The sequence below is a fragment of the Pantoea sp. NPDC088449 genome, assembly GCF_044753225.1.
Classification (GTDB): Bacteria; Pseudomonadota; Gammaproteobacteria; order Enterobacterales; family Enterobacteriaceae; genus Pantoea; species Pantoea floridensis.
Window position 1 is genome coordinate 49774 of record NZ_JBIVMT010000005.1, and the last position, 19962, is coordinate 69735.

At 54.0% G+C, this 19962-nt stretch carries 20 protein-coding genes; 14 read left to right on the forward strand and 6 right to left on the reverse strand.

The window, feature by feature from the left end:
• The first annotated feature begins 2 nt into the window (after window positions 1-2).
• The 3 genes from dnaN (at window position 3) to gyrB (ending at window position 4714) form a co-directional block, all read left to right on the forward strand.
• Window positions 3-1103 carry a DNA polymerase III subunit beta gene (gene dnaN, locus ACIP6T_RS20235; protein WP_097095492.1) on the forward strand — a complete coding sequence of 367 codons (1101 nt, stop codon included), beginning with the start codon at window positions 3-5 and terminating at the stop codon, window positions 1101-1103.
• A 99-nt stretch (window positions 1104-1202) separates the two neighbouring features.
• Window positions 1203-2288: a DNA replication/repair protein RecF gene (gene recF / locus ACIP6T_RS20240; RefSeq protein ID WP_097095491.1), complete on the forward strand. Its 1086-nt coding sequence runs from the start codon at window positions 1203-1205 to the stop codon at window positions 2286-2288.
• Window positions 2289-2305: 17 nt separating this feature from the next.
• Window positions 2306-4714 carry a DNA topoisomerase (ATP-hydrolyzing) subunit B gene (gene gyrB, locus ACIP6T_RS20245; protein ID WP_097095490.1) on the forward strand — a complete coding sequence of 803 codons (2409 nt, stop codon included), beginning with the start codon at window positions 2306-2308 and terminating at the stop codon, window positions 4712-4714.
• 51 nt (window positions 4715-4765) lie between these two features.
• Here the strand turns inward: gyrB and ACIP6T_RS20250 are convergent, their stop codons facing one another.
• Entirely contained in the window at window positions 4766-6238 is a 1473-nt protein-coding gene (locus tag ACIP6T_RS20250) for a HAMP domain-containing sensor histidine kinase (protein WP_097095489.1), read from the reverse strand.
• 9 nt (window positions 6239-6247) lie between these two features.
• Window positions 6248-6958 carry a response regulator transcription factor gene (locus tag ACIP6T_RS20255; RefSeq protein ID WP_097095488.1) on the reverse strand — a complete coding sequence of 237 codons (711 nt, stop codon included), beginning with the start codon at window positions 6956-6958 and terminating at the stop codon, window positions 6248-6250.
• A 264-nt stretch (window positions 6959-7222) separates the two neighbouring features.
• Between ACIP6T_RS20255 and ACIP6T_RS20260 the strand changes: the two genes are divergently transcribed.
• From ACIP6T_RS20260 to ACIP6T_RS20305, 10 genes are all read left to right on the forward strand, one after another.
• Window positions 7223-7840 (forward strand): cytochrome b/b6 domain-containing protein, encoded by a 618-nt coding sequence (locus ACIP6T_RS20260; RefSeq protein ID WP_400458604.1) that lies wholly within the window; start codon window positions 7223-7225, stop codon window positions 7838-7840.
• Between the two features lie 10 nt (window positions 7841-7850).
• Entirely contained in the window at window positions 7851-8639 is a 789-nt protein-coding gene (locus ACIP6T_RS20265; RefSeq protein ID WP_097095486.1) for a molybdopterin-dependent oxidoreductase, read from the forward strand.
• A gap of 68 nt (window positions 8640-8707) precedes the next feature.
• Complete coding sequence (locus ACIP6T_RS20270) at window positions 8708-8983, forward strand: hypothetical protein (RefSeq protein WP_345827630.1); 276 nt, start codon at window positions 8708-8710, stop codon at window positions 8981-8983.
• A gap of 152 nt (window positions 8984-9135) precedes the next feature.
• Window positions 9136-9945 (forward strand): sugar-phosphatase, encoded by an 810-nt coding sequence (gene yidA, locus ACIP6T_RS20275; RefSeq protein WP_345827628.1) that lies wholly within the window; start codon window positions 9136-9138, stop codon window positions 9943-9945.
• A gap of 390 nt (window positions 9946-10335) precedes the next feature.
• Entirely contained in the window at window positions 10336-11034 is a 699-nt protein-coding gene (locus ACIP6T_RS20280) for a FadR/GntR family transcriptional regulator (RefSeq protein WP_097095483.1), read from the forward strand.
• Window positions 11031-11909 carry a 2-dehydro-3-deoxygalactonokinase gene (locus ACIP6T_RS20285; RefSeq protein ID WP_400458607.1) on the forward strand — a complete coding sequence of 293 codons (879 nt, stop codon included), beginning with the start codon at window positions 11031-11033 and terminating at the stop codon, window positions 11907-11909. The genes ACIP6T_RS20280 and ACIP6T_RS20285 overlap by 4 nt, the downstream gene beginning before the upstream one ends.
• On the forward strand, window positions 11893-12510 hold the full coding sequence (locus ACIP6T_RS20290; RefSeq protein ID WP_277977815.1) for a 2-dehydro-3-deoxy-6-phosphogalactonate aldolase: 618 nt from the start codon (window positions 11893-11895) through the stop codon (window positions 12508-12510). The genes ACIP6T_RS20285 and ACIP6T_RS20290 overlap by 17 nt, the downstream gene beginning before the upstream one ends.
• Window positions 12507-13655: a galactonate dehydratase gene (gene dgoD, locus ACIP6T_RS20295; protein ID WP_097095480.1), complete on the forward strand. Its 1149-nt coding sequence runs from the start codon at window positions 12507-12509 to the stop codon at window positions 13653-13655. Before ACIP6T_RS20290 ends, dgoD begins: the two co-directional genes overlap by 4 nt.
• 245 nt (window positions 13656-13900) lie before the next feature.
• A complete protein-coding gene (locus ACIP6T_RS20300) occupies window positions 13901-15193 on the forward strand; it encodes an MFS transporter (protein ID WP_097095479.1) in 1293 nt (430 codons plus the stop codon).
• A gap of 163 nt (window positions 15194-15356) precedes the next feature.
• Window positions 15357-16619 (forward strand): DUF3748 domain-containing protein, encoded by a 1263-nt coding sequence (locus ACIP6T_RS20305; RefSeq protein ID WP_400458610.1) that lies wholly within the window; start codon window positions 15357-15359, stop codon window positions 16617-16619.
• On the opposite strand, the gene ACIP6T_RS20310 is transcribed toward ACIP6T_RS20305, so the two are convergent.
• Window positions 16597-16956, reverse strand: coding sequence for a YceK/YidQ family lipoprotein (locus ACIP6T_RS20310; protein ID WP_320204469.1), 360 nt, complete (start codon window positions 16954-16956; stop codon window positions 16597-16599). The genes ACIP6T_RS20305 and ACIP6T_RS20310 overlap by 23 nt on opposite strands.
• Before the next feature lie 285 nt (window positions 16957-17241).
• Here ACIP6T_RS20310 and ibpA point away from each other — a divergent pair, with 285 nt between their 5' ends.
• Window positions 17242-17655: a small heat shock chaperone IbpA gene (gene ibpA, locus ACIP6T_RS20315; protein ID WP_097095476.1), complete on the forward strand. Its 414-nt coding sequence runs from the start codon at window positions 17242-17244 to the stop codon at window positions 17653-17655.
• A gap of 49 nt (window positions 17656-17704) precedes the next feature.
• Here the strand turns inward: ibpA and ACIP6T_RS20320 are convergent, their stop codons facing one another.
• The 3 genes from ACIP6T_RS20320 to ACIP6T_RS20330 are packed head-to-tail and all read right to left on the reverse strand — an operon-like array spanning window position 17705 to window position 19960.
• The gene (locus ACIP6T_RS20320) at window positions 17705-18610 is read right to left on the reverse strand and encodes an EamA family transporter (protein ID WP_097095475.1); all 906 of its coding nucleotides are present in this window, start codon (window positions 18608-18610) and stop codon (window positions 17705-17707) included.
• Between the two features lie 21 nt (window positions 18611-18631).
• Window positions 18632-19132: a YbaK/EbsC family protein gene (locus ACIP6T_RS20325; RefSeq protein ID WP_097095474.1), complete on the reverse strand. Its 501-nt coding sequence runs from the start codon at window positions 19130-19132 to the stop codon at window positions 18632-18634.
• 27 nt (window positions 19133-19159) lie between these two features.
• The gene (locus ACIP6T_RS20330; protein WP_097097619.1) at window positions 19160-19960 is read right to left on the reverse strand and encodes a hypothetical protein; all 801 of its coding nucleotides are present in this window, start codon (window positions 19958-19960) and stop codon (window positions 19160-19162) included.
• Window positions 19961-19962: the final 2 nt, after the last annotated feature.

The window sequence follows — 19962 nt, forward strand, 5'->3', positions numbered from 1 at the left end:
ATATGAAATTTATTGTAGAACGTGAGCAGTTACTGAAGCCCCTGCAACAGGTCAGCGGCCCGCTGGGCGGTCGTCCAACCCTGCCGATCCTTGGCAATTTACTGCTGCAGGTCAGCGAAGATACGCTGCGCCTGACCGGCACCGATCTGGAAATGGAAATGGTGGCGCGCGTTGCGCTGACGCAGCCACACGAGCCGGGTGCAACCACGGTTCCCGCGCGTAAATTCCTCGATATTTGTCGCGGTTTGCCGGAAGGTGCTGAGATCAGTCTGACGCTGGAAGGCGACAGAATGCTGGTGCGTTCTGGCCGCAGCCGTTTCTCGTTATCTACCTTGCCAGCCAGTGATTTCCCGAACCTGGATGACTGGCAGAGCGAGGTAGAATTTACTTTGCCGCAGGCAACGTTGAAACGCTTGATCGAGGCTACGCAGTTCTCGATGGCGCATCAGGATGTGCGCTATTACCTCAACGGCATGCTGTTTGAAACCGAAGGTGAAGAGCTGCGCACCGTCGCCACCGATGGTCACCGCCTTGCGGTGTGCTCAATGCCGATTGGTCAGGCGTTGCCAGACCATTCGGTGATCGTGCCGCGTAAAGGTGTGATTGAGCTGATGCGCCTGCTTGATGGTGGTGAAACACCGCTGCAGGTGCAGATCGGCAGCAGCAATATTCGTGCTCACGTTGGCGACTTTATTTTCACCTCCAAGCTGGTTGACGGACGTTTCCCGGATTATCGCCGCGTATTGCCGAAGAATCCTGATAAAGCCTTAGAAGCCGGATGCGATATTCTGAAACAGGCATTTGCGCGTGCGGCGATTCTGTCGAATGAGAAGTTTCGCGGCGTTCGCATCTACATCACCGAAAATCAGCTCAAAATCACGGCAAATAATCCCGAGCAGGAAGAAGCGGAAGAGATGCTGGATGTCTCTTATAACGGCACCGATTTGGAGATCGGATTCAACGTCAGTTATGTGCTGGATGTGCTCAATGCACTGAAGTGCGAAAATGTGCGTTTGCTTTTAACTGACTCTGTTTCCAGCGTACAAATTGAAGATGTTGCTAGTCCAGCCGCAGCGTATGTCGTTATGCCAATGCGCTTGTAAGGTCGGCATTTATGCCGACCTGGCGAATGTTCGCACCATCCTGGGAGCCATTAATGGCTCCCCTACAAGATCCCGAATAGCTTCATCCCGGAACACTTCATGGCTTTAACCCGCCTCCTGATTAAAGATTTTCGCAATATTGAGCAGGCCGATCTGGCGCTGGCACCCGGTTTCAATTTTTTAGTTGGCGCCAACGGCAGCGGCAAGACCAGCGTGCTGGAGGCGATTTACACGCTGGGCCACGGCCGTGCGTTTCGCAGTTTGCAAGCGGGGCGCGTTATTCGTCACGATCAAGATGCCTTTGTGCTGCACGGCCGAATTGAAGGCAGTGAACGCGAACTGTCGGTGGGGTTAACCAAAAATCGCGCCGGCGACAGCAAAGTACGCATTGATGGCAGCGACGGTCATAAAGTCGCCGAGTTAGCGCAACTATTACCCATGCAGCTGATCACGCCGGAAGGTTTTACGCTGCTGAATGGCGGTCCCAAATATCGTCGTGCCTATATCGATTGGGGCTGTTTCCACGCCGCGCCCGGCTTTTTCCATGCCTGGAGCAATCTGCGTCGCCTGCTGAAACAGCGCAATGCGGCGCTGCGGCAGGTATCGCGCTACAGCCAGATTCGCCCGTGGGATCAGGAACTGGTGCCATTGGCTGAGCAAATTAGCGCATGGCGCGCCGAATACAGCGCGGCGATTTCCCGCGAGATCATCGCCACCTGTGGCCAATTTTTACCAGAGTTCGAGCTAGCGTTCTCTTTCCAGCGCGGCTGGGATAAAGAGAGCGACTACGCCGAATTGCTGGAGCGTAATTTCGAGCGCGATCGCGCGCTCACCTACACCGCCAGCGGCCCGCATAAAGCCGATTTTCGTATTCGTGCTGAGGGCACGCCGGTGGAAGATTTACTCTCACGCGGTCAGTTAAAGCTACTGATGTGCGCGCTGCGCTTAGCGCAGGGCGAATATCTGACGCGCAGCAGCGGACGACGCTGTTTGTATCTGATTGATGACTTTGCCTCAGAGCTGGATGACACCCGTCGCCGGCTGTTAGCTGAACGCCTAAAAGCCACGCAGGCTCAAGTATTTGTCAGCGCCATTGGTGTCGAGCATGTAATCGACATGAGTGATGAAAAGGGCAAGATGTTCCGCGTGGAACAGGGTAAAATAGTGGTTCAACCTGAAGATTAAATGAGCGAGAAACGTTGATGTCGAATTCTTATGACTCCTCAAGTATCAAAGTCCTGAAAGGGCTTGATGCGGTACGCAAACGCCCGGGCATGTACATCGGCGATACGGATGACGGCACCGGTCTGCATCACATGGTATTCGAAGTCGTGGATAACGCTATCGACGAAGCGCTCGCCGGTCACTGCAGTGACATTACCGTTACTATTCATGCCGATAACTCGGTTTCCGTGCAGGATGATGGACGTGGTATTCCGACCGGCATTCACCCGGAAGAGGGCGTCTCTGCGGCGGAAGTGATCATGACCGTTCTGCACGCAGGCGGTAAATTTGATGATAACTCATATAAAGTATCGGGCGGTCTGCACGGCGTCGGCGTTTCCGTGGTAAACGCCCTGTCGCAGAAGCTGGAGCTGACCATTCGTCGCGAAGGTAAAGTGCACCAGCAGGTTTATCAGCACGGCGTGCCGCAGGCACCGCTGGCGGTATCAGGTGATACCGACGCAACCGGTACCCGCGTGCGTTTTTGGCCGAGCTATGAAACCTTCACTAATGTGATTGAGTTTGAGTACGACATCCTGGCGAAGCGCCTGCGTGAACTATCGTTCCTCAACTCTGGCGTCTCGATTCGTCTCGAAGATAAACGCGACGGCAAGAGCGATCACTTCCACTACGAAGGCGGTATCAAGGCGTTTGTTGAGTATCTCAACAAAAACAAAACGCCAATCCATCCCACCGTGTTCTATTTCTCTACCGAGAAAGATGGCATTGGCGTGGAAGTGGCGCTGCAGTGGAACGACGGTTTCCAGGAAAACATCTACTGCTTCACCAATAACATTCCACAGCGCGATGGCGGTACGCACCTGGCCGGTTTCCGTGCGGCAATGACGCGTACCCTGAACGCCTACATGGATAAAGAAGGTTACAGCAAAAAAGCCAAAGTCAGCGCCACCGGTGACGATGCGCGTGAAGGTTTGATCGCCGTGGTTTCGGTGAAAGTGCCGGATCCGAAGTTCTCTTCCCAGACCAAAGACAAGCTGGTCTCTTCAGAAGTGAAATCGGCGGTTGAGCAGCAGATGAACGAACTGCTGGCAGAATACCTGCTGGAAAATCCATCTGACGCCAAAATCGTGGTTGGCAAGATCATTGATGCGGCGCGTGCGCGTGAAGCGGCGCGTCGTGCGCGTGAAATGACGCGCCGTAAAGGTGCGCTGGATTTGGCCGGTCTGCCGGGCAAACTGGCGGATTGTCAGGAGCGCGATCCGGCGCTGTCTGAAATCTACCTGGTGGAGGGTGACTCCGCAGGCGGCTCCGCCAAGCAGGGCCGTAACCGTAAAAACCAGGCGATTCTGCCGCTGAAAGGTAAAATCCTGAACGTGGAGAAAGCGCGTTTCGACAAGATGCTGGCGTCGCAGGAAGTCGCCACGCTGATCACTGCGCTGGGCTGTGGTATCGGTCGCGACGAATACAACCCGGACAAACTGCGTTATCACAGCATCATCATCATGACCGATGCGGACGTCGACGGCTCGCACATCCGTACGCTGCTGTTGACCTTCTTCTATCGTCAGATGCCGGAAATCGTGGAGCGTGGTCACGTCTATATTGCTCAGCCGCCGCTGTACAAAGTGAAGAAAGGCAAGCAAGAACAGTACATTAAAGACGACGAAGCGATGGATCAATATCAGATTTCTATCGCGCTCGATGGCGCAACGCTGCACACCAATGCCAGCGCGCCAGCTTTGGCGGGTCAGCCGCTGGAAACGCTGGTGGCTGATTTCAACAGTACGCAGCGCATGATCAAGCGTATGGAGCGTCGTTTCCCAGCGGCTCTGCTGCGTGGCCTGATCTACCATCCAACGTTAAATGACCTCAGTGACGAAGCCGCAGTACAGGGCTGGATCGACGCTTTAGTCGCGTATCTCACCGAGCGCGAAGCGCATGGCAGCAGCTATGTGGCGCAGGTGCGTGCAAACCGCGAACAGAATCTGTTCGAACCGGTGCTGCGTGTCCGCACCCACGGTGTTGATACCGATTATCCGCTGGATAGTGAATTCATCGATGGCCCGGAATACCGCAAAATCTGTAGTCTGGGCGAGCAGCTGCGTGGTCTGATCGAAGAAGATGCATTTATCGAACGTGGTGAACGTCGCCAGCCGGTAAGCAGCTTCGAGCAGGCGATTGAGTGGCTGGTGAAAGAGTCGCGTCGTGGTCTGTCTGTTCAACGTTATAAAGGTTTGGGTGAGATGAACCCTGAGCAGCTGTGGGAAACCACCATGGATCCGGATAGCCGCCGCATGCTGCGCGTGACGATCAAGGATGCTATTGCTGCTGATCAGCTGTTCACTACCTTAATGGGCGATGCAGTTGAACCGCGTCGTGCGTTTATCGAAGAGAATGCGCTGAAAGCGGCCAATATCGATATCTAATCGATAAGGCCGAGACAGAAAACCCTTCCCTGGTGGAAGGGTTTTTTATTTTCAGCGTGGGACGGAGAAACGGAAGCATGCGCCGGGGTATTTTTCATCCAGGCGGATATCTTTGCCATGCAGTTGCAGAATGCGGCGAACCACCATTAATCCCAAACCACCGCTGTTTTTTCGGGTGCTGGCGTGCGAAAGTGCAGAAGGACGCTCAAACAGTGTGGCTCGTAAAGCCTCGGGAATACCCGGCCCGGAATCTTTCAGGCTCACTTCAACCTCACGCTCTGCGTTACGCAGCGTAACTTCAATCGTACCCGCCTGTGGCGTATATTTAAGCGCGTTATCCAGTAAGTTAGTTAGCACACGGTCAATCATTGAAACATCGGCATTTACCTGCGGCAACTGGTCTGGCATATCCACCACGAAGCGAATATTACGCGTGCTGGCCATTAATTCGAATTTCTGCACCACATCGTAAGTGAGTTCAGAAAGACTAAACGCCTCACAGTTGGGTTTTATCACGCCATATTCCAGCTGCGCCAATTCAAATAACTGCTGGGCTAACATGCTCACTTTCTGGCTTTGCGAAAGCGCGATATGCAAATAACGCTGACTTTCATCTGCTTTTAGGCTATCCGCTTTATACAGCAAGGTTTCAAGATAACCATGCAAAGTGGTGAGCGGCGTGCGCAGGTCGTGCGAGATATTGGCGACAAAATCGCGGCGCAGCTGATCCTGATAAGCCAGCTTTTCCCACTGAAAGGCAACGCGACGCGCCATACCGACAAAAGCACCTTGTAATACCGCCACCTCATCCTTTTCCTGTTGTTGCGGCAACGGTAACTCGGCTAGCTGTTTTATCTCCGTCATGTCTTCGCGGTTAAGTTTGCGCACGCGCTGCGTTAACTGACGCATCGGTCGGGTAATTAAACTGAACGCCACCACGCCCGCCGTCAGCCCAAACAGCACCACCAATAAAGAAGACCACAATGACGTACGCTGTAAAATATCGAGCTGCGCTTCCTGCTCCAGCTGGAGATAATTTTCTCCCTGGAGAATGACATACAGATAGCCAACAGGCTGGCCATTAAGCGAAAGGGGCGCAACGCTAAACACTTTCTTCTCCTGCAGATTACGCGGGTCATCACCATAAACTGGCGCAGCGGCACCGTTGAGCTGTGATCGCAGGGGGGCAACGCTGACGTTGGTACGTTTAATATGATGAGGCGGCGCGGCATCGGCCAGAATATTGCCCTGCAAATCCAGCAAATAGACCTCAACGCTGGGGTTGAGCGCCATCAAATCATTAAACAGCGCCTTCATGAGCGGCAGGTTAACGCCTTTTTCGCCAATCATATCGGGATTAAGGCTGGCGATATGTCTGGCAAGTCCGTCGGATAAGCGTTGAACCACGGCGCTGCCATATTGTGCATTAATGCGAATCTGCATCCAGCCCGACAACAGTGTGCAAAGTAATAGCAGAGAAGCAAAAACCAGCGCCAGGCGCTGGCTAAGTGTCAGGCGTTTCATGTTTAAAACCTAATTCGCAGGCAGCGAAAATTTATAGCCTTTCCCCCACACCGTCAGGATGTAGCGGGGTTCGGCTGGGTTGTCTTCAATTTTCAACCGTAAACGGTTGATATGGGTGTTTACGGTGTGTTCATAACCATCGTGTTGATAACCCCAAACCTGATTAAGCAGATTGAGGCGAGAAAAAACTTTTCCGGGATGCCTGGCAAAGTAATAGAGCAGATCGAACTCACGCGGCGTTAAATTCACTGGCTTGCTGCGCAGCCAGACTTCTCGTGCCATGGGATCAATCATTAGCGCCTCGTGGTGCAGCGTACCGGCTTCCATGCGTGAATTGATGGCCATCGCCTCCTGGCGACGAAAAAGGGCTTTGAGCCGCGCCACCAGTTCCAGTACGGAAAAAGGTTTTGGCAGGTAATCATCTGCACCCAGTTCCAGACCCAATACGCGATGCACCTCGCTTGAACGTGCGCTGATCATGATAATTGGCGTATAACGCTTCATCGCGCGGGCTCGACGACAGATTTCTAATCCATCCACGCCGGGCAACATCAAATCAAGAATTAAGGCATCCCAATGCTGGGTTTCAAGCAGCTGCACAGCGAGATTCCCTTCGGCTGCGTGGGTTACGTCGTAGCCTTCATCCTGAAAGTTCAGACGTAAAACGTCGGCAATTCCGCAGTCATCTTCGACGATAAGTATTTTTTTTGCGTCGTGCATCATCCATTCCTGCTTCGCTTATCAGATCAATTTACCGCTAAAGACAGCGGAAAGTGTTCACATTTTGTTTAAACCTGCGTGAGGCTTTAGTGAACAACAACGCACCACAATAGCATTCAGACCTTAAACGCTGAGCTCAGACACGGATTGAAAATTTCTCCATGGGGCCGCGGGTTTAAAAGCCAGTCATTGAGACATTTCTTGTCATAGGGCAGAGCGGGCCCGCGCAACAATGCGGCCACATTAAAAAGGGAGGCAGATGATATGGACATTCATTTGGACAAAAAAACCGCATGCCCGGCCGTGATTCATCCACGCTGGCTGCGAGCGTGCCACTGGATCAATGCCGCAGCCATTGTGCTTATGACGTTGAGCGGATGGCGCATTTATAACGCTTCACCCCTATTCGACTTTTATTTTCCGAGCGAGGTCACTCTCGGCGGCTGGTTAGGCGGAGCGCTGCAGTGGCACTTCGCCGCCATGTGGATTTTCGCTGCGAATGGTGTGTTTTATCTGACGATGAATATCGTGACCGGACGTTTTGCCAAAAAGTTTCTACCGCTGACGCTACGTGGGCTCCAGCAGGATGCCATCAACGCGCTAAAGGGCAAACTGGCACATGCGGATTTACGGCAGTACAACAACGTTCAACGGGCTGCCTATCTGTTTGTGATGGTGGATTGCCTGCTGCTGGTGCTGTCTGGGCTGGTGTTATGGAAATCCGTCCAGTTTGGATTGTTACGCGAACTCCTTGGCGGTTATGAGGCCGCGCGTTTCATCCATTTTTACGCGATGACAGCGCTGATGGGTTTTGTCGTGGTGCATCTGGTGATGGTGGCGCTGGTGCCTAAAACCTTCATTGCCATGCTGCGTGGACGCTAAGGAGAGCGAAATGAAAAAAAGTAATCTCGGACTTTCACCGGGCGATGCGGAGGCAGTAGTAAAAGAAGCGCAGCAACTTTTGGCGCGCCAGCTGGATTCATCCGCACGCCGCCGTTTTTTACGCCAGGGATTAACACTTGGTGGGGTGGTGATGCTAACCGGCTGCGATCTCCGCGAAACGCCCGACGTGGATAGCGTGCTGAATAGCTTTTCTCGCTTCAACGATCGCGTTCAGGGCTGGCTATTTAATCCTGCCAGTTTGTCACCGGAATACAGCGCAGATCGTATCGCTAAGTCTTTCCCGTTCAACGCGTTTTACGGTGAAGAGGATATTCCACAGGTTAATGGCGAACAGTGGCGCCTGGAGATTGCCGGTCTGGTGAGTGATAAGCGCAGCTGGTCGCTACCCCAGCTCTACAATATGCAGCAGGTTGATCAGATTACGCGCCATATCTGCGTGGAAGGCTGGAGCGCGATTGGCCGCTGGGGCGGCGTGCGTTTCGCTGACTTCCTGAAACTCATCGGGGCTGATACCACGGCTAAATATGTCAGTTTCAAATGTGCGGATGATTACTACACCAGCATCGATATGGCATCGGCGCTGCATCCACAAACCATCATGGCATTGAGCTGGGATGGACGCATTTTACCGCCTGAATATGGTTATCCGATGAAAATCCGTATCCCAACCAAGCTGGGATACAAAAATCCAAAGCATATACAGGTGATTGAAGTAACCAACCGTTATACCGGCGGTTACTGGGAAGACGAAGGATACAACTGGTTCGGCGGAAGCTGATCGCTAAAAACCCGGCGCCTGGTGCGCCAATACGCTTCATAAATGAAAATAATGTAAGGAAACACCCTATGAAAAACGTAATCGTAGCAACCTTTATCGCTTCAATGATGACCATGTCCGTTGCCTATGCTGCTGACACCATGGGCAAAGACGCCATGAAAAAAGATGAAATGGGCATGAAGAAAGAGGCCATGCACAAAGATGAAATGGGCATGAAGAAAGAGGGCATGCACAAAGATGAAATGGGCATGAAAAAAGACGGCATGCACAAAGATGCTATGGGCATGAAGAAGGATGCGATGGGTAAAGAAGATAAAATGAAAAAAGACGCAATGAGCCAGTAAAACCAGCCTCTTGCTCCCTGTATTTCAGGCCATCATGTATATGATGGCCTTTTTTAATGGTTGAGTAAAAAGTCTTAAGTCTGCTGTGAAACTGGCCAATGTGAGCTGAATCGCGCTAGCATTGATCAAAACCCTGACTCAACGAGGACGTTATGGCAATAAAACTGGTTGCAATCGATATGGACGGCACGCTGCTCAATCCGCAGCATGAGATCACGCCCGCCGTTAAATCCGCGATTGAGCGCGCGCACAAAAAAGGCGTTATGGTGGTGCTTACCACTGGCCGTCCCTATGTCGGTATTCAGCGCTATTTAATGGAGCTGAATTTGGTTGATGAGGGCCAATACTGCATCAGTTATAACGGTGCGCTGGTGCATCGTGCCAATGATGGTGAATGCGTTGCAGAAATTACCCTGGGCTTTGACGACTACCTTTATATTGAACAGCTAGCGCGTGACCTTGGCGTCCACTTCCAGGCTTTCGACAAATCCTTCCTCTATACGCCAAACAAAGACATCAGCGAATTCACCATCCACGAAGCGAGCCTCACTGGCATTCCGGTGCGCTATCGCTCCGTTGAAGAAATGGATCGCGCCACGCGCTTCCCTAAGCTGATGATGATCGATAAACCCGATCTGCTGGATTCTGCCATTCAGCGTTTGCCACAGCAGGCTCGCGATAATTACACCATCCTCAAAAGCGCCCCGTATTACCTCGAAATCCTCGATTCGCGTGCGAATAAAGGACAAGGCGTGAAAATGCTGGCTGAGAAACTTGGCCTGGCGCGTGAGGAAGTGATGGCGATTGGCGATCAGGAAAACGATCTGGCCATGATTGAGTATGCTGGAACGGGCGTAGCAATGGGTAATGCCATTGATTCGGTGAAAAAAATTGCGCAGTTCATTACCAAAACCAACATGGAAGATGGCGTGGCGCACGCTATCGAAGAGCTGGTGCTGTAAGCCCTTCTTTTTTCTCCTCACGTTGTGATTGGGTCGCCATGAGTGGCGACCCAACAAACCTCTCGATGCGATTTTAAGGTCGCCATTCCTGGCGTAATACCGATCAGTTAAGCAAAAAAATGCCTGTTTATGCTGGTGCGCATGAATGCGCACCCTACGAAACCCGGGCTATATCCACGTAGGATCACCATTCATGGTGCCGATTCAGGTTTAACTGACGAGCATTACGCCATTTCTGGCAACCCTACCGCGATTTCACATATGGATTGTCTATTTTGTGATTCACATTGTAGTACAACTTAACTTGATGGTACTACAATCGGCGGCATGGGCTTCGCGGAACGAAAGCAGTAATCTGATGCGCTATCGCCTTTCACTGAATGGAACATCATGACGCAAGAACAATTAAGTAAAACGGAACGCATCATCCTCACGCTGGGTGAAGAGATTGTGGCAGGGAAGTTTGTGCCAGGTGCGGCGTTGCCGGCGGAAGCTGAACTGTGTGAGCGTTTTGGCACCTCGCGCAACATCATCCGTGAAGTTTTTCGTTCGCTGATGGCGAAGCGTTTAATGGAGATGAAGCGCTATCGCGGCGCCTTCGTCACGCCACGTAACCAGTGGAACTATCTGGATAGCGATGTGTTGCAGTGGGCGCTGGCGCACGATCAGGATCCGCGTCTGATTGCGGCAATGAACGAAGTGCGTGTGCTGGTGGAGCCGCAGATTGCGCGCTGGTCAGCCGAGCGAGCCACTTCAACCGATCTGGCCGCCATTGAGCTGGCCTACAACGCGATGGTGGCCAATCACCTCGATCGTGAAGCCTTTAACGAAGCGGATATTCGCTATCACGAAGCGGTGTTGAATTCGGTGCACAACCCGGTATTGCAGCAGCTCAATGTGGCAATCAGCCAGCTGCAAAAAGCGGTGTTTGCGCAAACCTATATGGCTGATGAAGGCAACATGCCGCGCACCTTAGCCGAACATAAAGCGCTGTTTGATGCCATTCGCCATCAGGATGGTGATGCAGCGGAGCAGGCGGCTAAAGCGATGATTGCCAGCTCAACGGCACGACTCAAGGAGATTATGTGACCAGCTATATCGCGATTGATTGGGGATCGACCAACCTGCGCGCCTGGTATTATCAGGCCGGTGAATGCAAAGAGGAGCGCCGTTCAGAAGCGGGTGTCACGCGCCTGGGCGATCGCACTCCCGCCGAGGTCTTTACCAGCGTGACCGACGGTTGGCCAACCAATGACGTTCCCGTCGTCATGGCCGGCATGGTTGGCAGCAACGCGGGCTGGCTATCGGTGCCCTATCTGTCCTGCCCGGTGGCGTTGGGTGAGTTGAGTAGCCGACTGACGCGCGTTGAAGATAAGGCATGGATCGTGCCGGGACTGAGCGTCGAACGTGACGACAACTACAACGTGATGCGCGGTGAAGAGACACAGCTACTCGGTGCGCTGGCATTGCAGCCCGCGCCGCTCTACGTCATGCCCGGTACGCATGCTAAATGGGTGCAGGTGGAACAGGATCGCGTGCTGGATTTCCGTACCGTAATGACCGGTGAGCTACACCATCTGCTGCTGAAACAGTCGCTGGTGGGTGCCGGTTTACCGCAGCAAGAAGAGAACGCCACCGCCTTCCTTGATGGCCTACAGATCGGTAGCAACGATGCCTCGATTCTGTCTCGGCTGTTTGAGGTGCGTGCTTCACACGTACTCGGTGCGCGCGATCGCCGCCATATCAGTGATTTTCTCTCAGGTTTACTGATCGGCCACGAAGTGGCGCTAATGACAAAAAACCACGCGGCAGGCAGCCAACCGATCACCATTATTGCCGGAAGTGCGCTGGCGCAACGCTATCAGCAGGCGCTGCATTTTATCGGCCTGGATTCAGTCACGCTGGAGGGCGATCGTGCTTTCCAGCACGGAATAAGGAGTATTGCGAATGTCCTGGCAAACTAAGGTTCCGCTGATCGCGATTCTGCGCGGTATCACGCCGGATGAAGCGGAAGCGCACGTTGGCGCACTGATCGACGCGGGTTTCGACGCGATTGAAATCCCGCTGAACTCGCCGGAATGGGCCAAAAGTATTGGCGCGATGGTGAAAACCTTTGGCGACAAGGCGCTAATTGGCGCCGGCACGGTGCTGAATCCGGCGCAGGTCGACGAGCTGGCGACGCTGAATAGCAAATTAGTGGTCACGCCGAATACCGATGCTGCGGTTATCCGCCAGGCGGTGGCCAAAGGCATGATCGTTGCCGCCGGATGTGCGACCGCCACCGAAGCGTTCACTGCTTTACAGGCCGGTGCGCAGGCGCTGAAAATTTTCCCGTCGTCGGCTTTTGGTCCGGGCTACATCAAAGCGTTGAAAGCGGTGTTGCCGCCAGAGGTGCCGGTGTTTGCCGTGGGCGGCGTGACGCCGGAGAATCTGCATGAGTTTATGGCCGCAGGCTGCATTGGTGCCGGCTTAGGTAGCGATCTTTATCGCGCCGGGCAACCGTTGTCGCGCACTGTGGAACAGGCTCGCGCATTTATTGCTGCTTATAAGGACGCTGTACGATGAAAATTACCAAACTGACCACTTATCGCCTGCCGCCGCGCTGGATGTTCCTGAAAATTGAAACCGATGAAGGCATTGTCGGCTGGGGCGAACCGGTCATCGAAGGGCGCGCTCGCAGCGTGGAAGCGGCGGTGCACGAGCTGTCGGAGTATTTGATTGGCCAGGATCCGGCGCGCATCAATGATTTATGGCAGGTGATGTATCGCGGTGGTTTCTATCGCGGTGGCCCGATTCTGATGAGCGCGATTGCCGGTATCGATCAGGCGTTGTGGGATATCAAAGGTAAAGCGCTGGGCGTGCCGGTTTATCAACTGCTCGGCGGCTTAGTGCGCGACAGCATCAAAGCCTACAGCTGGGTAGGCGGCGATCGCCCATCAGAGGTGATTGATGGCATTAAGAAACTGCGCACTATCGGTTTCGATACCTTCAAACTCAACGGCTGTGAAGAGATGGGCATCATCGATAATGCGCGTAAGGTCGACGAGGCCGTCAATACCGTGGCACAGATTCGTGAAGCCTTCGGTAAAGAGATTGAATTCGGCCTCGATTTCCACGGCCGCGTCAGTGCGCCAATGGCAAAAGTGCTGATCAAAGAGCTGGAACCCTATCGTCCGCTGTTTATTGAAGAGCCGGTGCTGGCCGAACAGGCGGAATACTATCCGCGCCTCGCCGCACAAACCCACATCCCAATTGCCGCTGGCGAACGTATGTTCTCGCGCTTTGAATTCAAACGCGTGCTGGAAGCGGGTGGTCTGGCGATTCTGCAACCGGATCTGTCGCATGCGGGCGGTATCACCGAGTGCTACAAAATTGCCGCAATGGCCGAATCCTACGATGTCGCGCTGGCACCACACTGCCCGCTGGGCCCGATCGCGCTGGCGGCGTGCCTGCACGTCGATTTCGTCTCGCGCAATGCGGTGTTCCAGGAACAAAGCATGGGGATTCACTATAATCAGGGCGCTGAACTGCTCGATTACGTGATCAATAAAGACGATTTCAAAATGGATGACGGTCATTTCTATCCGTTAAATAAACCGGGCCTCGGCGTGGAAATTAACGAAGAGTTAGTGATTGAGCGTAGTAAAAATGCACCGGACTGGAGAAACCCACTCTGGAGATTCCCGGACGGTTCAGTTGCTGAATGGTAAATACCCATCTTAATTTAAGCTGCAGATGTGTTTTCTGCCACTTAAATTATTTAGGATATTAAATTTAATTAAATTAAATCTAAACGATTATATGCCGGTGAAATAGGGCGTAGGGCTTCACTCAGCCTTTTTCCCGGCACAGCTTATTTACCGCCACGGCGGCTTTACCTTTGTTACCACTACCTGCGTTTACCGGGGCGCGCTTTATCGCACCTTAACGGCAATCGCGATTACGGAGAAACACCATGGATCTCTCTGCTGTTCACGCCAAACCGACGCGCCGTCGTTATATTACCTTGTTGATGATCTTTATTACGGTGGTTATTTGTTATGTCGATCGCGCTAATTTAGCGGTGGCCTCTGCCCATATTCAGGAAGAATTCGGCATCACCAAAGCGCAAATGGGTTATGTATTTTCTGCCTTTGCCTGGTTATATACGCTGTGCCAGATTCCCGGCGGTTGGTTCCTTGATCGCGTTGGTTCACGCTTAACCTATTTTATTGCCATCTTTGGTTGGTCGGTCGCAACGCTATTCCAGGGATTCGCGACGGGCTTATTATCCTTAATTGGCCTGCGCGCTATTACGGGCATCTTTGAAGCGCCCGCCTTCCCCACCAATAACCGTCTGGTGACCAGTTGGTTCCCGGAACAGGAGCGCGCTTCAGCGGTGGGCTTTTATACCTCCGGCCAGTTTGTTGGCCTGGCATTCCTGACGCCGCTGCTGATCTGGATCCAGGAACTGTTGAGCTGGCATTGGGTGTTCATCATCACCGGGGCCATCGGCATTATCTGGTCGCTGGTCTGGATTAAGTGCTATCAGGCACCGAGTCAGAGCAAAGGCATCAACAAAGCCGAGCTGGATTATATCCGTGAAGGGGGCGCGATGGTTGATGGCGATGCGCCGAGCGAGAAGAAAACCCGTACCAAACTTACCGCTGCCGACTGGAAACTGGTATTCCATCGCAAGCTGTGCGGCGTGTATCTCGGCCAATTCGCGGTGACGTCAACGCTGTGGTTCTTCCTGACCTGGTTCCCGAACTACCTGACGCAGGAAAAACACATCGCGGCGCTGACCGCGGGCTTTATGACCACGGTGCCTTTCCTCGCGGCGTTTGTTGGCGTGATTCTGTCGGGCATCGTTGCCGATCGCCTGGTGCGCAGCGGCCGTTCACTTGGGTTCGCCCGTAAAACGCCGATTATCTGCGGCTTGCTGATTTCAACCTGCATCATGGGCGCTAACTACACCAACGATCCCATCTGGATTATGACGTTGATGGCCATCGCCTTCTTCGGCAACGGCTTCGCTTCGATTACCTGGTCGCTGGTGTCGTCGCTGGCGCCGGTGCGCTTGATTGGCCTGACCGGCGGGATGTTCAACTTTGTCGGCGGCCTGGGCGGCATCACTGTACCGCTGGTGGTGGGCTATCTGGCGCAGGATTATGGCTTTGCGCCTGCGCTGGTGTATATCTCAGCGGTGGCGTTGATCGGTGCGTTGTCGTACATCCTGCTGGTTGGTGACGTGAAGCGCGTGGGTTAACTCATCCGGTGCGCATGAATGCGCACCCAACAAAACCGTGCCGTAGGGTCGCCATTCATGGCGACCTGGCTAATAACCGCACGATAATGGCGACCGGGTTTATTCGCATCCCGCCTGCAAATCACGTAATTTATCCGGCAACTGTTAGCTGTAAGGTTGCCTCATGTCAGAAAAACAACTCACCTTTGCTCAGCGTCATCACCAGTTGACCAACATCAACGTCTGGACCGGCGACAGCCAATGGCTGGCGTTTGATGTGCGACCTTCCGGCGCCTCTTTTACCAGCCTGACTATCGAACGCGTCAATGTGGCGAGTGGTGCCATTGAAGTGCTTTATCAGGCGCGCGATGGCGCACACGTTGGCGTGGTGACCGTTAGCCCGGATTTGCCACCACGTTATGTCTGCATTCACGGCCCAGAACATCCGGATGCACACTGGCGCTATGATTTTCATCACCGTCGCGGCGTAATCGTGCAGCAAGGCATGGCGGAGAATCTCGATGCCTGTGACATTACCGCGCCTTATACGCCCGGGGCATTACGCGGTGGTTCACATGTGCACGTCTTCAGCCCCGATGGGACACGCCTGAGTTTTACCTACAACGATCACGTGATGCATGAAAAGGATGCGCGCGATGACCTGCGCAACGTGGGCGTTGCGGTGCCGCTGCATCCGGTGTGTCCGCCCAAACAGCATCCGCGTGAATATGACGGCAGCCATTATTGTGTGCTGATAAGCCAGACGCAGCGTGAGCCACAGCCCGGCAGCGATCAGATTGACCGCGCTTATGAGGAGTGCTGGATAGGTGATCAAGGCTATCAGAAAGCCGATGGAAGCTGGCAGCGCTGGGCAATTGCCTTTATCGGCGATACGCGTGCGGCGAATGGCGACAAAGTGGCAGAAATCTTTGTCGTGGATTTACCCGAACCTTTGGCGGATTACGCGAAAGCCGGCGCATCGCCTTTGCAGGGCACAGCCGAAAAACTGCCTGCGCCCCCGGCGGCCGTGCAGCAGCGACGCATTACGCACGGCAGAGGTTTAGCACCGCAGCCGCGTCATTGGCTACGCGCCGCACCCAACGGCAGCGCCATTGCCTTCTTAATGGCAGACGATCGCGATGTCGTGCAGCTGTGGCAAGTATCGCCTAATGGCGGAGAACCGCGTCAGATCACACAGCTGGCGAGTAGCATTCAGTCCGCCTTCAGCTGGCAACCTGCTGGCAACGCGATAGCCTTCATTTGCGATAACAGCGTCATGCGCTGTGAGGTGGCGACGGGGCAATGCTCACGTCTGACACAACGTAGTGAGCAAGCGCCATCCGGTGATGCAGTGGTATGGTCGCCGGATGGCGAGCAGATCGCCTATATGCGGGATGTTGAGGGGTGGCGTCAGCTATTCTGCGTTAGTGCGATTCCCCTGGCATAGATGCTGCAGTCGCCAGGCTGGCTTGGGTGCCCGCCAGCTTTTCGCTCTGCAGCACGCGCTCGTGTATGGAATCTTTACTTCTGTCGTCATCGGAACGGAAGTAATCCCACGGCAGCAGAATCGTATCCATCACGGCGGAGAAAGGTAAATCGATCAGCGCCAGCGGCTTGATCGCCCAACTGGTTTTGTCGTCAGTCAGCATCTCTGCGCTGGCGCGCGTGCCGGGATAATAGCCCTGACTTGCGCCAGTATGAGACATAACGCTGGAGCAGCCCGAGGTCGCAAAGGTCGTGCACACCAGCACAGCGGTGAGCGGAAAGCGTTTCATCATATTCATTTTCATCATCCCTTCAGACATGGCATCGCCCTGGCTGGAGTGTGTCACCTGACGTTAGCAAAGCTCTTTGGCCATGTCTGGCATTTCAGGCGAATCGTCCCCTGAGTGTATGCCATATCGTCAGAATTGCTGTAAAAAAATACGCATTAGCCCTTGAAAGTCATCAGGCTGCACCCATTTTCAGAGAACAGTGTTGTTGCTGTTGCCGTAAGGGGCAGTAACGGGCTAAACAACCTGTCCATGGTGGAAGGTTGCCTAAACTTGCTGATTATCAGGAGTCTTATTATGCGTAACTTTGATCTCTCTCCGCTTTATCGTTCTGCAATTGGTTTTGATCGTTTAATTAACCTGCTAGAGACCAATCAGAACCAGGCCAACGGTGGCTATCCTCCGTACAACGTCGAGCTGGTGGATGAGAACTTCTACCGCATCACCATTGCCGTAGCAGGCTTCGCGCAGAGCGAATTAGATATCACCTCTCACGACAATGTGCTGGTGGTGCGCGGTGCGCATCCTGAAGAGCAGCAGGAGCGTAAATACCTGTATCAGGGCATTGCCGAACGCAACTTCGAGCGCAAATTCCAGCTGGCCGATCACATTACGGTGCGCGATGCGCGTCTGGAAAATGGTCTGTTAAGCATCGATTTGGTGCGTATCGTCCCGGAAGAGGCGAAACCACGTCGTATCGAAATCCTGTAATCAGGATACTCAGTTGAATGAAAACGCCGCAGAGATGCGGCGTTTTTGTTTAGGTGCGCACCGCTAATCGCTGCGTCACCATCCCGCCAAATACATTGACCAGCAGGCCGAGAATGATCACGGAAACGCCGATCATCTGCCGTAGCGACAGGGTCTCATTCAGAATCAACGCAGCGCTGAGAATCCCCACCACCGGTACCAGCAAAGAGAGCGGCGCTATACGCCAGGTTTCGTAGCGGCTGAGCAGATTGCCCCAAATCGCATAGCCCATGATGGTGGCGACAAAGGCGAGGTAGATCAGCGCCAATAGAGTTTGCAGCGAGATATGCAGCAGGCTGGTGACAATCACCGTTTCCCCCTCAAACAGCCATGAGCAGGCAAAGAACGGCACGACCGGAACCAGCGCGCTCCATACCACCAGCGACATCACCGGCACGCTGCGATTACGCAAAATGATTTTGTTGGTGATGTTCCCGAGGCCCCATGACAGCGCCGCAGCCAGCGTCAGCATCATGGTGGTGAGCGTGATGCCCGCGGTGGTTTGCCCCTCCATGCCGGCGGTCGCCAGCATAAACATGCCGAGCGTCGCCACTAAAATCCCGACGATGTGATTCCAGCGCAGCTTCTCCGCCAGGAACAGCGCGCCGAGCAGCAGGGTGAAAAATGCCTGCGCCTGCAATACCAATGACGCCAATCCTGCGGGCATGCCGAGCTTGATGGCAAGGAACAGAAAGGCGAACTGGCCGAAGCTAATAGTCATGCCATAAACCACCAGCCAGCGCAGGGGAATCGCCGGACGCTTCACAAAGAAGATCGCCGGAAATGCCACCAGGGTAAAACGCAGTCCGGCCAGCAAAAAGGGCGGCATGCCCTGCAGACCCAGCTTGATCACCACAAAATTGATGCCCCACGCCACCACGACACACAGGGCCAACAACATATCTTTTACTGACATACCGTTTCCTTACTGCCGCATTCAGGCGGTTGCCGTCATCGGTGTCGCAATCTCGGCACAACATTCCTCACCGACAACGCGGAAGAAATCAGCCACCTGTAACGCCATAGAGCGATCCAGAGCACCCGCGTTAAACCACAGCGTGCCAACATCGCGCAGGCGATTATCAACCCGCAGCGCCAGCCGGTCATCAAAACTAAACGGCGGCACCGCGCCCATCTCGCACTGCGTCAGTTCCTGCGCCTTTTCAGGCGCAGCAAAGCTCGATTTCTTGCCGCCGATAGCGCGGGCGGCGCTTTTAAAGTTGATCTTGCAGTCACCCGGCACAATCGCCAGCAGATAGCGCGGATCGGCACCCTCCGGCATCGTCACTTCCAGCACCATCGCTTTGGCCGCCTGATTGAGATCGTTACCGCGAATGGCGCTAATTCGATCGGTTTGGCCAATGGCTTCATGCTCCACCACGCGATAGCGCGCCTGATGCTGATCCAGCAGGGCCGTCACTTTTTCAAAACTGTTCATGCTCGTCTCCTCGTCTAAAACCTGGCGTTAACTCCAGGCGATGGCGTGTTTCATTTTTTTGTCGGTCAGGCCAAAGAAAAAGCCCATGGTGATGCGCGTGTCGCCTTCCACACGATCAATTTCATGATAAAAAGCCGGGTTAAACAGGTAGATATCGCCACTGCGCGGTGAAAATTCACACACTTCACTGTGTTCAATCACGGCGGTTTGATAGCCGAGTTCCCCCGGCGTTTTGAAGCGCTCATCCAGAGGCTGCCACTTCTTATTGAAGATGCGCAGCTTGCCGCCCGCGTTGCACTCCTGCAAACAGACCACGCAGCTCAGCTGATGCAAGATCCCGGTCACGGTCAGGCCGCTGCCGGCGGCATCACGCACGATATTGTCGTTATGCAGGGGATTGGCGACGCCGTTGGCGTGGAAACGCACAATCGAACCGGCGTAATCGCCCAACTCAGGCTCGTTGGCGGTTTGCAGGCTTTCCAGACGTAAGGCGTGTTTCACCCAATGGTAGATCTGATCGCGCAGGCAGTGCAGCGAGGGCGGCAGCATCGGCTGGATATCGCGCAGTTCGGTGAAGTAGTTTTCCGGCGCGGCGGTATGCTTCGCCAGATAAGGGCCGAGCGTCGTCAACGCGCCATTGGGGTAGTGCGATACGCGCACCTGCTCGCGGCAGCGTTGCAAATCGTTCACCACGGCTTCGCGCACCTCCGGCGTTAGAAAGTTGCGTAAAACCAGCAGCGGCACGCGTGCCGTAACGATGTCGTCCAGCCAGGTACTTTCCACAAACATTTCTGGGTTTATAACGCGTATCTGATTGAAAATAGCCATGT

Bases quoted from the DNA above. Each gene is read 5' to 3' on its own strand.
- ACIP6T_RS20320 (WP_097095475.1), bottom strand. From the start codon at position 18,610: ATGTCAGTAAAAGATATGTTGTTGGCCCTGTGTGTCGTGGTGGCGTGG.
- ACIP6T_RS20280 (WP_097095483.1), top strand. From the start codon at position 10,336: ATGACGCAAGAACAATTAAGTAAAACGGAACGCATCATCCTCACGCTG.
- ACIP6T_RS20265 (WP_097095486.1), top strand. From the start codon at position 7,851: ATGAAAAAAAGTAATCTCGGACTTTCACCGGGCGATGCGGAGGCAGTA.
- ACIP6T_RS20255 (WP_097095488.1), bottom strand. From the start codon at position 6,958: ATGCACGACGCAAAAAAAATACTTATCGTCGAAGATGACTGCGGAATT.
- recF (WP_097095491.1), top strand. From the start codon at position 1,203: ATGGCTTTAACCCGCCTCCTGATTAAAGATTTTCGCAATATTGAGCAG.
- ACIP6T_RS20330 (WP_097097619.1), bottom strand. From the start codon at position 19,960: ATGGCTATTTTCAATCAGATACGCGTTATAAACCCAGAAATGTTTGTG.
- ACIP6T_RS20260 (WP_400458604.1), top strand. From the start codon at position 7,223: ATGGACATTCATTTGGACAAAAAAACCGCATGCCCGGCCGTGATTCAT.
- ACIP6T_RS20310 (WP_320204469.1), bottom strand. From the start codon at position 16,956: ATGAATATGATGAAACGCTTTCCGCTCACCGCTGTGCTGGTGTGCACG.
- ACIP6T_RS20305 (WP_400458610.1), top strand. From the start codon at position 15,357: ATGTCAGAAAAACAACTCACCTTTGCTCAGCGTCATCACCAGTTGACC.
- gyrB (WP_097095490.1), top strand. From the start codon at position 2,306: ATGTCGAATTCTTATGACTCCTCAAGTATCAAAGTCCTGAAAGGGCTT.
- ACIP6T_RS20270 (WP_345827630.1), top strand. From the start codon at position 8,708: ATGAAAAACGTAATCGTAGCAACCTTTATCGCTTCAATGATGACCATG.
- ACIP6T_RS20300 (WP_097095479.1), top strand. From the start codon at position 13,901: ATGGATCTCTCTGCTGTTCACGCCAAACCGACGCGCCGTCGTTATATT.
- ACIP6T_RS20290 (WP_277977815.1), top strand. From the start codon at position 11,893: ATGTCCTGGCAAACTAAGGTTCCGCTGATCGCGATTCTGCGCGGTATC.
- ACIP6T_RS20325 (WP_097095474.1), bottom strand. From the start codon at position 19,132: ATGAACAGTTTTGAAAAAGTGACGGCCCTGCTGGATCAGCATCAGGCG.
- ACIP6T_RS20250 (WP_097095489.1), bottom strand. From the start codon at position 6,238: ATGAAACGCCTGACACTTAGCCAGCGCCTGGCGCTGGTTTTTGCTTCT.
- yidA (WP_345827628.1), top strand. From the start codon at position 9,136: ATGGCAATAAAACTGGTTGCAATCGATATGGACGGCACGCTGCTCAAT.
- ibpA (WP_097095476.1), top strand. From the start codon at position 17,242: ATGCGTAACTTTGATCTCTCTCCGCTTTATCGTTCTGCAATTGGTTTT.
- dgoD (WP_097095480.1), top strand. From the start codon at position 12,507: ATGAAAATTACCAAACTGACCACTTATCGCCTGCCGCCGCGCTGGATG.
- dnaN (WP_097095492.1), top strand. From the start codon at position 3: ATGAAATTTATTGTAGAACGTGAGCAGTTACTGAAGCCCCTGCAACAG.